General features: G+C 31.0%; 17 protein-coding genes. All 17 read left to right on the forward strand.

What is annotated here, in order from left to right; genetic code table 11:
- The first annotated feature begins 6 nt into the window (after positions 1 to 6).
- Positions 7 to 1,107, forward strand: a complete 1,101-nt coding sequence (locus tag EW093_RS13195) for a Gfo/Idh/MocA family protein (RefSeq protein WP_149568863.1) — start codon at positions 7 to 9, stop codon at positions 1,105 to 1,107.
- A complete protein-coding gene (locus EW093_RS13200; protein WP_149568864.1) occupies positions 1,100 to 2,410 on the forward strand; it encodes a nucleotide sugar dehydrogenase in 1,311 nt (436 codons plus the stop codon). The genes EW093_RS13195 and EW093_RS13200 overlap by 8 nt, the downstream gene beginning before the upstream one ends.
- Positions 2,410 to 3,483 carry a non-hydrolyzing UDP-N-acetylglucosamine 2-epimerase gene (gene wecB / locus EW093_RS13205; protein ID WP_149568865.1) on the forward strand — a complete coding sequence of 358 codons (1,074 nt, stop codon included), beginning with the start codon at positions 2,410 to 2,412 and terminating at the stop codon, positions 3,481 to 3,483. The genes EW093_RS13200 and wecB overlap by 1 nt, the downstream gene beginning before the upstream one ends.
- Positions 3,465 to 4,553: a DegT/DnrJ/EryC1/StrS family aminotransferase gene (locus EW093_RS13210; protein ID WP_149568866.1), complete on the forward strand. Its 1,089-nt coding sequence runs from the start codon at positions 3,465 to 3,467 to the stop codon at positions 4,551 to 4,553. The genes wecB and EW093_RS13210 overlap by 19 nt, the downstream gene beginning before the upstream one ends.
- Entirely contained in the window at positions 4,543 to 5,106 is a 564-nt protein-coding gene (locus EW093_RS13215) for an acyltransferase (RefSeq protein ID WP_149568867.1), read from the forward strand. The genes EW093_RS13210 and EW093_RS13215 overlap by 11 nt, the downstream gene beginning before the upstream one ends.
- A gap of 201 nt (positions 5,107 to 5,307) precedes the next feature.
- Positions 5,308 to 5,604 carry a phosphomannose isomerase type II C-terminal cupin domain gene (locus EW093_RS13220; protein WP_149568868.1) on the forward strand — a complete coding sequence of 99 codons (297 nt, stop codon included), beginning with the start codon at positions 5,308 to 5,310 and terminating at the stop codon, positions 5,602 to 5,604.
- 200 nt (positions 5,605 to 5,804) lie between these two features.
- The gene (locus EW093_RS13225; RefSeq protein ID WP_149568869.1) at positions 5,805 to 5,942 is read left to right on the forward strand and encodes a PD-(D/E)XK nuclease family transposase; all 138 of its coding nucleotides are present in this window, start codon (positions 5,805 to 5,807) and stop codon (positions 5,940 to 5,942) included.
- The gene (locus tag EW093_RS13230; protein WP_149568870.1) at positions 5,932 to 6,960 is read left to right on the forward strand and encodes a virulence RhuM family protein; all 1,029 of its coding nucleotides are present in this window, start codon (positions 5,932 to 5,934) and stop codon (positions 6,958 to 6,960) included. Before EW093_RS13225 ends, EW093_RS13230 begins: the two co-directional genes overlap by 11 nt.
- Before the next feature lie 304 nt (positions 6,961 to 7,264).
- Positions 7,265 to 7,963, forward strand: a complete 699-nt coding sequence (locus EW093_RS13235; protein WP_223111607.1) for a cupin domain-containing protein — start codon at positions 7,265 to 7,267, stop codon at positions 7,961 to 7,963.
- 188 nt (positions 7,964 to 8,151) lie between these two features.
- Positions 8,152 to 8,433 (forward strand): nucleotidyltransferase family protein, encoded by a 282-nt coding sequence (locus EW093_RS13240; RefSeq protein WP_149568872.1) that lies wholly within the window; start codon positions 8,152 to 8,154, stop codon positions 8,431 to 8,433.
- Positions 8,426 to 8,800 (forward strand): HepT-like ribonuclease domain-containing protein, encoded by a 375-nt coding sequence (locus EW093_RS13245; protein WP_149568873.1) that lies wholly within the window; start codon positions 8,426 to 8,428, stop codon positions 8,798 to 8,800. Before EW093_RS13240 ends, EW093_RS13245 begins: the two co-directional genes overlap by 8 nt.
- A gap of 12 nt (positions 8,801 to 8,812) precedes the next feature.
- Positions 8,813 to 9,358: a hypothetical protein gene (locus EW093_RS13250; RefSeq protein ID WP_187759713.1), complete on the forward strand. Its 546-nt coding sequence runs from the start codon at positions 8,813 to 8,815 to the stop codon at positions 9,356 to 9,358.
- Between the two features lie 176 nt (positions 9,359 to 9,534).
- The gene (locus EW093_RS13255; RefSeq protein WP_149568875.1) at positions 9,535 to 10,389 is read left to right on the forward strand and encodes an Rpn family recombination-promoting nuclease/putative transposase; all 855 of its coding nucleotides are present in this window, start codon (positions 9,535 to 9,537) and stop codon (positions 10,387 to 10,389) included.
- A gap of 751 nt (positions 10,390 to 11,140) precedes the next feature.
- Positions 11,141 to 11,779: an Rpn family recombination-promoting nuclease/putative transposase gene (locus EW093_RS13260; protein ID WP_149568876.1), complete on the forward strand. Its 639-nt coding sequence runs from the start codon at positions 11,141 to 11,143 to the stop codon at positions 11,777 to 11,779.
- 126 nt (positions 11,780 to 11,905) lie between these two features.
- Positions 11,906 to 12,952, forward strand: a complete 1,047-nt coding sequence (locus EW093_RS13265; RefSeq protein ID WP_149568877.1) for a hypothetical protein — start codon at positions 11,906 to 11,908, stop codon at positions 12,950 to 12,952.
- A 421-nt stretch (positions 12,953 to 13,373) separates the two neighbouring features.
- Positions 13,374 to 13,562, forward strand: a complete 189-nt coding sequence (locus tag EW093_RS13270) for a hypothetical protein (protein WP_149568878.1) — start codon at positions 13,374 to 13,376, stop codon at positions 13,560 to 13,562.
- Positions 13,552 to 13,797 carry a type II toxin-antitoxin system RelE family toxin gene (locus tag EW093_RS13275; RefSeq protein ID WP_149568879.1) on the forward strand — a complete coding sequence of 82 codons (246 nt, stop codon included), beginning with the start codon at positions 13,552 to 13,554 and terminating at the stop codon, positions 13,795 to 13,797. The genes EW093_RS13270 and EW093_RS13275 overlap by 11 nt, the downstream gene beginning before the upstream one ends.
- The last annotated feature ends 106 nt before the right edge of the window (positions 13,798 to 13,903 follow it).

The raw sequence follows: 13,903 nt of genomic DNA on the forward strand, positions 1-13,903 counted from the left end.
TAAAAAATGAAATATAAAGTAGCAATTATTGGATGTGGTAGAATAAGTTATAAACATATAGAAGGGTTTATTAGTGTTAAGGATAGGGTAGATGTTGTAGCTTTATGTGATCCTTCTATGGATAAAATGAATGATAGGGTTAAACAGTATAGTTCTGTTGTTTCTGGAAGTGATGTTAAATGTTTTACATCTTATAAGGAGATGTTATCTTCAGTTGATTTAGATTTTGTTACAATAGCTACAGAATCTGGAACCCATCGGGATATAACCATTGATTGTTTAAATGCTGGGGTTAATGTAATAGTTGAGAAACCAATGGCATTAAGTACTAAAGATGCAGATGATATGATTGAATGTGCTAAGAAAAATGGATTAAAGTTAGCAGTTTGTTTCCAGAATAGATTTAATGGACCAATAGTAAAAACTAGAGAAGCATTTGAAAAAGGTAGATTAGGGAAATTATTACATAGTAGTGTACAGGTTAGATGGAATAGAAATATAGATTATTATAGTCAAGCAGATTGGAGAGGAACCTGGGATATAGACGGTGGAACCCTTATGAATCAGTGTACCCATGGAATTGACTTATTACAGTGGATGAATAATTCAGACGTAGTTAAGGTTCATGGAGTAACAAGAAGGTTTCAAAGACCTATAGAGGCCGAGGATTTTGGTTGTGCAATATTAGAGTTTGCAGATGGTTCTGTTGGTATAGTTGAGGGAACTGCAAATGTTTACCCTAAGAATTTAAACGAGAGTTTAAGTTTATTTGGAACTGATGGAACAGTTGTAATTGGAGGACTCGCTGTAAATAAATTTGAAACCTGGAGATTAGCGGATTCTGATAAAGTAGGGGATACTGAGGATAAGGTAATTGATCCAAATGCAAAGGATCCTGATTCAGTTTATGGAAAAGGGCATGGCGCACTATTTGCAGATTTTATCGATGCTTTAGATAATAACAGGGAGCCATTAACAAATGGAGCTGAATCTAAAAAAGCATTAGAAATAATATTAGCAATATATAAATCTCAGAAAGAAGGAAAACCTGTTGAATTACCAATAGATTTTGCTACAACAGAGATGAAAGGAGTTTTTGGTGAATAGTTTTGATACAATAATGAAAAAGATTGAGAATAATACAGAGGTTGTAGGTATTCTTGGTCTAGGTTATGTTGGTTTACCCCTGGCTGTATTAATGGCTAATAAAGGTGTTAATGTTCTTGGCTTCGAAAAAAATCCAAATAAAGCCGAAAATGTTAATAATTGTAAGAACTATATTGGTGATATTACTGAAGATGAGTTAAAAAATGCTGTAAATAGTAAAAAATTATCTGCAACATCAGATTTCTCAAGAATTAAGGAGTGTGATGCAGTAATAATGTGTGTTCCAACACCCCTAGATAAATTTAAAAAGCCTGATATGAAATACATAGAGTCTGCTTGTAGAGATATAGGTAAGTACATGAAAAAGGGAACTTTTGTTTCTTTAGAAAGTACAACTTATCCTACAACCACAGAAAATTTCATGAAGCCTATAATTGAGGAAGAGTCTGGGTTAACAGAGGGTGATGATTTCTGGTTATGTTTCTCCCCAGAGAGAATTGATCCAGGTAACCATACATTTAAAACAGAAAATACCCCAAAGGTTGTGGGAACTCTATCGGAAGATGGGATGAAAATAGCAATGGGAATATATGGAAAGGCAATTAAACATTTACACCCAGTTTCTAGCCCAAGGGTAGCTGAGATGGTTAAAATATTAGAGAACACCTATAGATTAATTAATATCTCTTTAATTAATGAGTTAGCTCTACTCTCTGGGAAAATGGATATAAATATTTGGGAAGTAATAGAAGCTGCAAAAACAAAACCATTTGGATTCCAAGCCTTTTATCCAGGTCCTGGTATTGGTGGACACTGTATCCCTCTAGATCCATTTTACCTAGAATTTATTGCTAAAAACTTCAATTTCGACTTAAAAATGATAGAAACAGCGGGACATATCGATAATATGATGCCACACAGAATGTCAATAAAAATAGCATCAGCATTAAATAGACATAAAAAATCTATAAATGGGTCAAAAATCCTATTTATGGGTGTTGCATATAAACCAAATATTGATGATGCAAGAGAATCTCCTGCTTTAAAACTAATAGATGAAATTGCAGGAAAAGGTGGAGAGATTCTATACCACGACCCATATGTAGATACATGCAAAACACCTAAAGATGTAGTTTATAATAATTCTGAATTAACAGATGAATTACTATCTTCTGTAGATTGTGTTGTATTTACAACAAACCACAAATGCTTTAATGCAGATGAAATAGTTTCTAAATCTAAGCTGGTAGTAGATTTAAGAAATATGGTTAAGGATGCATCTGATAAGGTATATAAACTGTAATGAAGAAAATAGTAACAATCATTGGGGCAAGACCCCAATTTGTAAAGGCTGCAGTAATTAGTCGTTTAATTAAAGAAAAATATAGTAACGAAATAACAGAATATTTAGTACATACAGGACAGCACTACGATGCTAATATGTCAGATATTTTCTTTGACGAGATGAAAATCCCTAAACCGGATCTTAACCTTGAGGTTGGTTCAGGAAGTCATGGTAAAATGACAGGTTTAATGCTGCAAAAAATAGAGGAAGTATTATTAGAGCAAAAACCAGATGCTTTATTAATATATGGGGATACTAATTCAACCCTAGCAGGGGCTTTAGCCGCATCTAAAATATTAATACCTGTAGTACATATTGAAGCAGGACTAAGAAGTTATAATATGGCAATGCCTGAGGAACAAAATAGAATATTATCAGACCATGTTTCTACTCTATTACTATGTCCTACACAAACAGCAATTGATAACCTTAAAAGAGAAGGCATAACAAAAGGTGTTTCCTTAACAGGTGATGTAATGTTTGACGCATCTATTTTTTATAGAACCCTAGAAAACACTAACTCCTTACTACCTAAATTACCTGAAGATTTCTTTTTAGCAACTATTCACAGAGCAGAAAATACAGATTCAAAAGAAAGACTTACTAATATTGTTAGAGCATTAAATGACTGTGGTAAAAATGGTGTTCTTCCGCTCCATCCAAGAACAAAAAAATATCTAGATATGTACGGACTTACTTTTAATAAAAATATAATGCTTATTGACCCAGTTGGATATTTTGACATGTTAGAACTGGAAGCAAAGGCTAATATGATAGTAACAGATTCTGGTGGAGTTCAAAAAGAAGCATATTTTTTTAATAAACCATGCGTTACCCTAAGGGATCAAACAGAGTGGGTTGAAACAGTTGAAGCTGGTTGGAATAAAATAGTTGGATCAGAATATAATGATATTTTAGATGCAATAAGTAATTTTGTACCGCCTCAGGCTCATCCAGACTTGTATGGTGATGGAAATAGTGGGGATAAAATAGTTAAGGAGTTATTAAAGTTATGGAATTCTGCGATTTAAAGAAACAATACGATTTATATAAGACTGAAATAGATAAGGCTATTCAGGGTGTAATTGATACAACCAGTTTTATTAAAGGGCCTGCATTAACTGAATTTGAGAAGAATTTAGCTAAATATACAGGGATAAAACATGCTATTGGATGTGCTAGTGGTACAGATGCACTAGTTTTACCATTAATGGCATGGGGAATAGGTGTTGGAGATGAAGTGATTGTTCCAGATTTTACCTTTATAGCTACAGCAGAAATGGTAAGTTTTGCAGGAGCTACTCCAGTTTTTGTAGATGTTGATCCAATAACATATAATATGTCACCAAAAGCATTTGAGAATGCAATTACAGATAAAACTAAAGCAGTAATTCCAGTATCAATATTTGGACAAATGGCTGATTTAGATGAAATAATTGAAATTGCTCATAAGCATGGGATTAAAGTTATTGAAGATGGAGCACAATCCTTTGGAGCAGAAAGTAAAGGAAGAAAATCGTGTTCAATAGCAGATTGTTCAACAACAAGTTTTTTCCCAGCTAAACCCCTTGGTTGTTATGGTGATGGTGGAGCTGTTTTTACTAACAATGATGAACTAGCTAATAAAATGAGAATAATTTTAAATCATGGTCAAGTAAAAAGATATCATCATTCTGTTGTTGGATTTAATGGTAGATTAGATACTATTCAAGCAGCAATATTAGATGTAAAACTTTCACATTTCGAAGATGAAATAGTCCTTAGGAACAAAGTAGCTAGTGAATATACTAAAAGACTAAAGGGTATAGTTGGAACACCAGAAGTTTTAGTAGAAAACAACTCCGTTTGGGCTCAGTATACTATAATGGTAGAGAAAAGGGATGAACTTGCTGATTATTTAAAACAAAATGATATTCCTACATCAGTACATTATCCAATACCATTAAGCCAACAGGATGTATACAGAAATGAAGCTAAGGTTTCTAATCCTGTAACAGAAAAAATATCAGCTAGAGTATTATCTTTACCAATGCATCCATTTTTAACAACAGAAGAAATTGATTTGGTATGTAATACTATAAAGGCATTTTATGGAAAATAATTATTTTGTACATGAATCTAGCTATGTTGATGAAGGTGCAGAAATAGGGGAAGGAACAAAAATATGGCATTTTAGCCATATTATGCCTAAAGCTATTATTGGAAAAAAATGCGCTATTGGACAAAATGTAAATATTGGTAGTAAAGCAGTTATTGGAAATGGAGTTAAAATACAAAATAATGTTTCTGTTTACGATGATGTTATACTAGAAGATAATGTATTTTGTGGACCATCCTGTGTTTTTACTAATGTAATTAATCCTAGAGCCTTTGTAGAAAGAAAACATGAGTATAAGGAAACTAGAGTAAAAGAAGGAGCATCCATAGGAGCTAATGCCACTATAGTTTGTGGAGTAACCCTAGGTAAATATTCTTTAGTAGGAGCAGGTTCTACAGTTACTAAGGATGTTAAGGATTTCTCCATGGTATATGGAAATCCAGCAAGACATAAGGGCTGGGTATGCGCCTGTGGTGAGAAATTAGATGATAGTTTGGTTTGTAAGTGTGGATTTAAATATAAGTTTAATAAAGATGAACTAAGTTTTGTTGAATAACTAGCTAAAGAATAGATTCTAAAGGTTATTATAATCTGTAGAATCTTTTCTTTAAATTCTTCGGGATTTTTAATATATATAAATTTTGTATTATACAATTGATAACTACCGTGAAAGGGATTGTAAGGGTGGCGAAGCCAAACAACGACAGTTGTTCGAAGCGAAGCGTAGCCCTGAAAAGCCCGACCTTGCTCTGCAAGGATTCGCCCATATAATAAATTACAGGATGAAGCAAGTTCTAAAGGTAAAAAACTAAGTTTACAGTTACACCATAAAAGACAGGAACACTGGACAGTAGTTGAGGGATTAGCTAGGGTAACAGTTGATGATAAAGTAATGAATTTAAGTAGGAATGAAACAACCTATATTCCAGCAGGTGCAAAACATAGGTTGGAGAATTTGGGACAAGTACCACTTTGTATTATTGAAACACAGATTGGCTCCTACTTTGGAGAAGATGATATCGTCAGGTTCGATGATGACTGGAATAGAAATTAGTATAGAAAGAGGCTTATGGTCTCTTTCGTTGTTTATAATTGTTGCAAATTCATTTCTTGTTATTTATACTTAACGTATGAGTAGTTTTATTTGATTTTTTTGTAGTATGGTTTGGATTTTTAATTAAATTTAAGCAATTTTCTACAAATTGATGCTATGTAGATAATAGGTTATTATTAAATTAGCCTTTGGAGGGTATTATGAGAATTGCAAATCCTAGGAATGATGTAGCTTTTAAGAAGATATTTGGAGATGAGAATAAGTCAGAGATTTTAATATCCTTATTAAATTCCATTTTAGATTTTAAAGATAGCAATAGGATGATTAATGATTTCTAATACTATTCCGGAGAAATTTTCTAACTTTGTTTTATTTCAAACCAAAGATGGAAAGGTTAATATAGATGTTTATCTATATAATGAGACCCTGTGGTTAAGTCAGAAACTCATTGCAGAGTTATTTCAGAAAGACAGAACCGTAATATCTAAACATCTAAAAAAAATCTTTGCTGAAGGTGAATTGGATGAGAAAGTGGTATGTGCAAAATTTGCACTAACCACTCGACATGGTGCCATCGATAGTAAAACCCAGGAAAAAGAGGTCATGTATTATAATCTTCGAGCCATAACTGCCGTAGGTTATCGGGTAAATAGTCATCGTGCTATCGAATTTAGAAAATGGGCTACAGAAATTCTTCATGAATACATCATCAAAGGTTTTGCAATGGATGATGAACGGCTTAAGCAGATAAAACATTTTGGTAAGGATTATTTCGATGAGCTTTTAGAACGAATCCGAGAAATCCGTCTTAGTGAACGGAGACTTTATCAGAAAATAACCGATATCTATGCCCTTTCTGCGGATTATGATAAAAATGACGATACTACAAAGGATTTTTTTGCAACAGTTCAAAACAAAATGCATTGGGCTATACAGGGTAAAACTGCTGCTGAGATAATTTATTCAGAAGCTGATGCCCAAAAAATATACATGGGCTTAAAAAGCTGGAAGAATTCACCCAGTGGAAAAATCTTAAAATCAGATGTTGTCATTGCCAAGAACTACCTTAATCAAGAGCATCTTAAAGAACTTGAAAGAATAGTTTCAGCCTATCTTGATCTTGCAGAAAACAGAGCCCGTCGGAATATCGTTACTAACATGAAAGATTGGGTACTGTTTCTAGATAAATTCCTAGCACTTTCAGATTATCCCATACTTTTGGATAAAGGGAAGGTATCTGCATTGGAAGCAAAAATAAAAGCAGAGGCAGAATACGATAAATTCAGGGTTATTCAAGACAGGCTATACATTTCAGATTTTGATGAAGAACTAATAAAACTAATTGAAAAAGAATAAGAGTTAATTTTTTCAAAATTATTATTAAAAAAACATTTAAGTGGTACCTTGATAAGCAAAAATGTGTTAATTAAGTTAGCTAGTGGATACTACCAAATATACGACCAAGAAATGTATGGGAATAGATAAAAAAATTAACAAGGAATTTTTAAATCATAATAAATTCTGTATTATACACTATATAACTACCGCGAAAGGGATTGTAAGGGTGCGAAGCAAACAACGACAGTTGTTCGAAGCGAAGCGTAGCCCTGAAAAGCCCGACCTTGCTCTGCAAGGATTCGCCCATATAGACTATGCTGTAATGGAGAAAAGTTCGATTGTTAAAGTAGTCCCAGCAGATATTGGTTGGTCAGATCTAGGATCCTTCGATTCAGTTTATACAGAGATGTATAATCCAGCTAAAGAGAATGCTATATTAGGTAGTGTAGAGCCTATACTTGTAGATAGTACAGAGAATCTAATAATGTCCGATAGGAAAGTAGCACTTGTTGATGTTTCCGATCTACTAGTTATTGACACCGAGGATGCTTTACTTATTTCTAAAAGGGGAAGTAGCCAAAAGGTTAAGGAAGTAGTTAGTACCCTTCAGAAAGAAAATTCAGTACTACTAGATTCACATATTACAGTTAAAAGACCTTGGTGGCAGGATGCATGGCCGAGCAGTAAGCTTCGCTTACGACCAGGCTCTTATACAGTACTACAGGATGAAGTTAATTTTAAAGTTAAGAAACTAATGGTTACACCAGGTAAAAAACTAAGTTTACAGTTACACCATAAAAGACAGGAACACTGGACAGTAGTTGAGGGACTAGCTAGGGTAACAGTTGATGATAAAATAATGAATTTAAGTAGGAACGAAACAACCTACATTCCCGCAGGTGCAAAACATAGGTTAGAGAATTTGGGACAAGTACCACTTTGTATAATTGAAACCCAAATTGGTTCTTACTTTGGAGAAGATGATATAGTCAGGTTCGATGATGACTGGGGAAGAGAATAGAAAGAGGCTTATGGCCTCTTTTGTTGTTTATAATCCTTGCTATGTAGATAATAGGTTATTGAAGTTTACTAATCCTAAGAATGATGTATTATACTTCTAAGGCATTTAATATTGCAAAACAATTTCTAGAGGACTTTTTAGAGGCTATAGTCTCTTTTTTTTGCCCGATTAAAATGTATAATATCATTATGAATGAAATTGATTTGTTAAAACAGTATTATAATGAACATAAAAATGAATTCGGGATAAAAAAAATAGGTTTTTTTGGTTCTTTTGCCAGAGGTGATTATTCTAATTGTAGCGATATAGATATTGTTGTAGAATTAAGTAGTCCTAAAATGTATAACTTAGTTGCCATAAAGCAGGATTTAGAAGATGTTTATCATCGAAATATAGATATTATTAGAATTCGAGAACATATGAATCCGTTTCTCAAAAAAAGAATACAGGCAGAAGCAGTTTATGTATGATAAATTATTAGTCGTAGAAGTAATAAATCAAATACTACAGGCGATATCAAGAATTGAATATCGGTTTAAACCTGTTACTAACCCAGATTATTTTTTAGCTGATGAAGCTGGTTTAGAAAAACTGGATTCTATTTGTATGGCACTCATTGGTATTGGTGAGAGTTTAAAGAATATCGATAAAATATCTGAAAAGAAATTGTTTATTAATTATACAAATATCCCATGGAAAAGAGTTATGGGTATGAGGGATATCATAAGCCACCACTATTTTGATATAGATGCAGAGACTGTATTTGATGTATGCAATTCAGAATTGAATAAGATTAGGATTGAATTAGAAAAAATTAAAGAAGATTTACTAAGATGAAAAAGCTACCAATTGGAATACAAACCTTTAGCAAAATTAGAGAAGATGATTATTACTATGGGAAACAAACTTGTTTTTATGTTCCAAAAAAATATAGCCTCTAACCTTGAAAGTAACAGAAGTAGCAAAAAGTATAAAAGATGGTTCGATTTTGCAACAAAAACTAAGGATGATAATAATAATGTAAATGATTTTACAGAATTTACCAAGGACAAAGTTTTCTCAGAGGTAATTAAAAGACTAAGAAGGGATAAACTAACAGATGATGATATAAAATATATAGAATCGGAAGAGGAACATATAAAACTAACCCAGGATTTCTATTTAAAACAAAAACTACAGCTTGATGAAAGGGAACAGGAAGGGATTTATATAGGAGTTGGAATAGGTGTTGATAAGGGAATTGGAATAGGAGTAAAAAAAGAGAAAGCTAAAAATAAAGCAGAAAAAAATAAAATGATAAAAAATATGGAATCTAAAGGATTGTCTGTAGAGGCCATAAGTGATTTAACAGGCTTATCTCTAGAAGAGATTAAAAATATTAAGGCTGATGACTAGAATCTTTGTTTATAATTCTTGTAATTTCTTTTCTTAATATTTATACTTAACGTATGAGTAGTTTTATTTGATTTTTTTGTAGTATGGTTTGGATTTTTAACTAAATTTAAGCAATTTCCTACAAATTGATGCTATATGAATAATAGGTTAATATTAAAGTAGCCTTTGGAGGGTGTATGAAGTTTGCTAATCCTAAGAATGATGTAGCTTTTAAAAAGATATTTGGAGATGAAAATAAAACTGAGATTTTAATATCTTTATTAAATTCCATATTAGATTTTAAAGATGGAAAAGAAATAGTATCTGTTAGTCTAGCTAATCCCTATCAGGTTCCAAAAATAGAAGAGTTAAAACAAACAATTTTAGATGTAAAAGCAGTAAACAGGGATGGAGAACATTTTATAGTAGAAATGCAAAATAAGGATTTAGGGGATTTTGCTAAAAGAAGTTTGTACTATACCTCTAAGGCTTATGTTAGTCAGATTAATAGAGGGGAAGACTATATTAATTTGCAGAAGGTTTACTTTATCGGAATCCTTAATTTTAATATGTTCTCTGGGGATAATTATACCTCAAGACATTTAATTTTAAATAAAGAAACCTTTGTTCAAGAGATTGCAGATTTTGAGTTTGCATTTATAGAGCTAACTAAGTTTAATAAAGGATTAACTGAATGTACTTCTGTATTAGATAAATGGATCTATTTTATTAAGAATGCAGAAACCCTAGATATTGTTCCACCTGAATTTAAGGATAGTGTCATACTAGAAGCCTTTGAAATAGCAAAACAAAGCGCTTGGGATAAAAAAGAGTTAGAAGTTTACGATTATATAGCCCTAAAGGAAATGGACGAAAGAAACATGATTACTACGGCAGAAAAAAAAGGGCAACTAAAGGAAAGAGCTAAAAATATAGCAGAAAAATATAAAATGATAAATAATATGAAGTCTAAAGGATTAACTGTAGAGGAAATAAGTGATTATACAGGCATGTCTATAGAAGATATTGAAACATTTGGACTAGATTTATAGTTTTTTGGTAAATTATTATTTTTTATTAAGAATTATGGTGGGTATAGTTGCAAAGATAATTAATCCTCTTTAAAAAAATATACAAAAGTTGTAATTTGTTATTTAATGATATATAATATGTATAAAGGAGACTATTATGGCTACAAAATCTTTTACGAGAACAATTGTAATTAGCGAATCAAAAGCTATTGATAAATTAAGCAGAACTAATAAGTCTCGGATAGATAAAATTCTTAGTAATAATAAAGAAATAATAACTAAAAAGATAAAACCTTCAACCGTTACTTCTATTCTTAATAATTTTTGATGAAAATAGATAGAAATTTTTCTCTATTACCTCTAAAAAATTATTAGAGGATTTTTCTATAGATGAAATATCAAAACAATTTGATATAGATAGTCAAAAAATTCTATATAAAAATAGTTATGAAATATTGATAAATAACCAATCAATAGAATCTTATAGCAAAGATACAATATCTTTAAAGAAAATAAAAGAAAATGCAGAATTTAGAATAAAACAATATTTATCAACTTTTTCATGCAAAAAGAATAATGATGTTGAAAATTTTTTACATAATATAAGCATAACCTTCCAAAAGAAAAATAAAACAAGAACTTATCTTATTGTTTCAGATGACAATTCTTCAATTATGGCATATTTTTCACTGGCAATCAAACCAGTTTTCATAAAAAATGGATCTATATCAAATACAAAATGATTATAAAACAAGAAGAAAATAGATGACTTGTGTATTATGTAAAACATGCTAATCCTAAAAATGATGTAGCTTTTAAGAAGATCTTTGGAGATGAGAATAAGTCAGAGATATTAATATCTTTATTAAATTCCATTTTAGACTTTACAGATGGAAAAGAAATAGTATCTGTTAGTCTAGCTAACCCCTATCAGGTTCCAAAGATAGAAGAATTAAAACAAACAATTTTAGATGTAAAAGCAGTAAATAGGGATGGAGAACATTTTATAGTAGAAATGCAGAATAAGGATTTAGGGGATTTTGCTAAAAGAAGTTTGTATTATACCTCTAAAGCCTATGTAAATCAGGCCGGTTGCACGCCGAGCAGTAAGCTTGCTTACGACCAGGTACATCGTGGTGAAGATTACATTAACTTACAAAAGGTTTATTTTATCGGAATCCTTAATTTTAATATGTTCTCTGGGGATAATTATACCTCAAGACATTTAATTTTAAATAAAGAAACCTTGGTTCAAGAGATTGCAGATTTTGAGTTTGCCTTTATAGAGCTTACAAAATTTAATAAGGGATTAACTGAATGTGTGTCTGTATTAGATAAATGGATATTTTTTATTAAGAATGCAGAAACCCTAGATATTGTTCCCCCAGAATTTAAGGATAGAAGATATTGAAACATTTGGACTAGATTTATAGTTTTGTTGGGGAATTAAATATATTTTTTAATAAAATTAGCATATTTCTAGTAAATTGATGCTATGTAGATAATAGGTTATTATAGAATAGCTATTGGAGAGAGTATGAAGTATTTAGCACCATTAAATTATGATAGATTCTTTAGGAAGGTATTTAGCGATAATACTATAGCAAAACAATTTCTAGAGGATTTTTTAGAGGCAAAGATTGAAGAGATAGAACAGTTAGGGGATAAGCATAGAATAACTGATGATGCGGCTATAGTTGAATTTGATTACAGGTGTAAAATTAATGGAAAGTACATAATTATAGATATGCAGCAGTGGTATAAGCCAGATGTAATTAGAAGGTTTTATCTTTACCATAGCCTAAAGGATAAATATGTTATTAGTGATCCTTTGGTAAGTAAGGGGAAAGTAAAACAAAAGAATTATAGTTTAGTGGAGCCAGTTTATACCCTAATTTGGATGGTAGATGATAATTTAAATTTTAGTGGGGATTATGCAGAGTTTAGTTTAAACCATCAAGATTTAATAAATTTTGTTAGAGATGAACATTTATGGCTAAATCCCGATATTTACGAGATAGCTAAAAGACGAAAAGAGATAGTTCAATTAACAGATAATCAGTTTAAAGATGTAAATTTCTTAGCAGAAAACAAACTTGTTTTTATGTTCCAAAAAAATATAGCCTCTAACCTTGAAAGTAACAGAAGTAACAAAAAGTATAAAAGATGGTTCGATTTTGCAACAAAGACTAAGGATGATAATAATAATGTAAATGACTTTACAGAATTTACCAATGACAAAGTTTTCTCAGAGGTAATTAAAAGACTAAGGCGGGACAAACTGACAGATGATGATATAAAATACATCGAATCGGAAGAGGAACATATAAAACTAACCCAGGATTTCTATTTAAAACAAAAACTACAGCTTGAACAAGAAAAACAGGAAGGGATTGATATAGGAGTTGGAATAGGTGTTGATAAGGGAATTGGAATAGGAGTAAAAAAAGAGAAAGCTAAAAATAAAGCAGAAAAAAATAAAATGATAAAAAATATGGAATCTAAAGGATTGTCTGTAGAGGCCATAAGTGATTTAACAGGCTTATCTCTAGAAGAGATTAAAAATATTAAGGCTGATGACTAGAATCTTTGTTTATAATTCTTGTAATTTCTTTTCTTAATATTTATACTTAACGTATGAGTAGTTTTATTTGATTTTTTTGTAGTATGGTTTGGATTTTTAACTAAATTTAAGCAATTTCCTACAAATTGATGCTATATGAATAATAGGTTAATATTAAAGTAGCCTTTGGAGGGTTTATGAAGTTTGCTACTCCTAAAAATTATGTAGCATTTAAATATTTAATGGAAGATATAGAGGTTGCAAACTTCTAATTTCAACTATTATAGGGCAAAAAATTATTTCTTTAGAATCATGGTTAACAACATGTTTATTAAAGGATTAACTGTAGAGAACATTAGTGAATTGACAGGTTTGACTATAGAAGAGATTAAAGATATTTAATACTCTGTAAATATGTTAATATTAATTAGAGAGGTTAATAATGAAATCTATTACCATAAATATTGATAATGATAAATTGGTAGATAAAGTGACTTGGTTGTTGGATCATTTTAAAAATGATGGATTGGAGATAGTTTCGACAGAAGATATGGAAGATCTAAATATGCTTAGAGCAACTAGAAAAGAAGACTCTATTTCATTTGACCAATACATTCAAAATGGAAATTAGAATACGTAAAAGCGCTATAAAAGATTTATCAAAGATAGATAGTAAACATGCTACTAAAATAAAAAAAATGATTCTTAAATTAGGAGATTACCCAGATGTTTCAAATGTTAGGAAATTAACTAATTTTGAACCAGCATTTAGATATAGAATTGGTAATTATAGAGTTCTTTTTGATATCGTAGATAATGTGATCTTTGTAGGTAGAGTTTTACATAGAAAAGAAAGCTATAAATAATATTAATTTTCCTACAAATTGATGCTATGTAGATAATAGGTTATTATTGAATTAACCTTTGGAGGGTTTATGAAGTTTGCTAATCCTAAAAATGATGTAGCTTTTA

It is taken from the genome of Thiospirochaeta perfilievii, assembly GCF_008329945.1.
Classification (GTDB): Bacteria; Spirochaetota; Spirochaetia; order DSM-2461; family DSM-2461; genus Thiospirochaeta; species Thiospirochaeta perfilievii.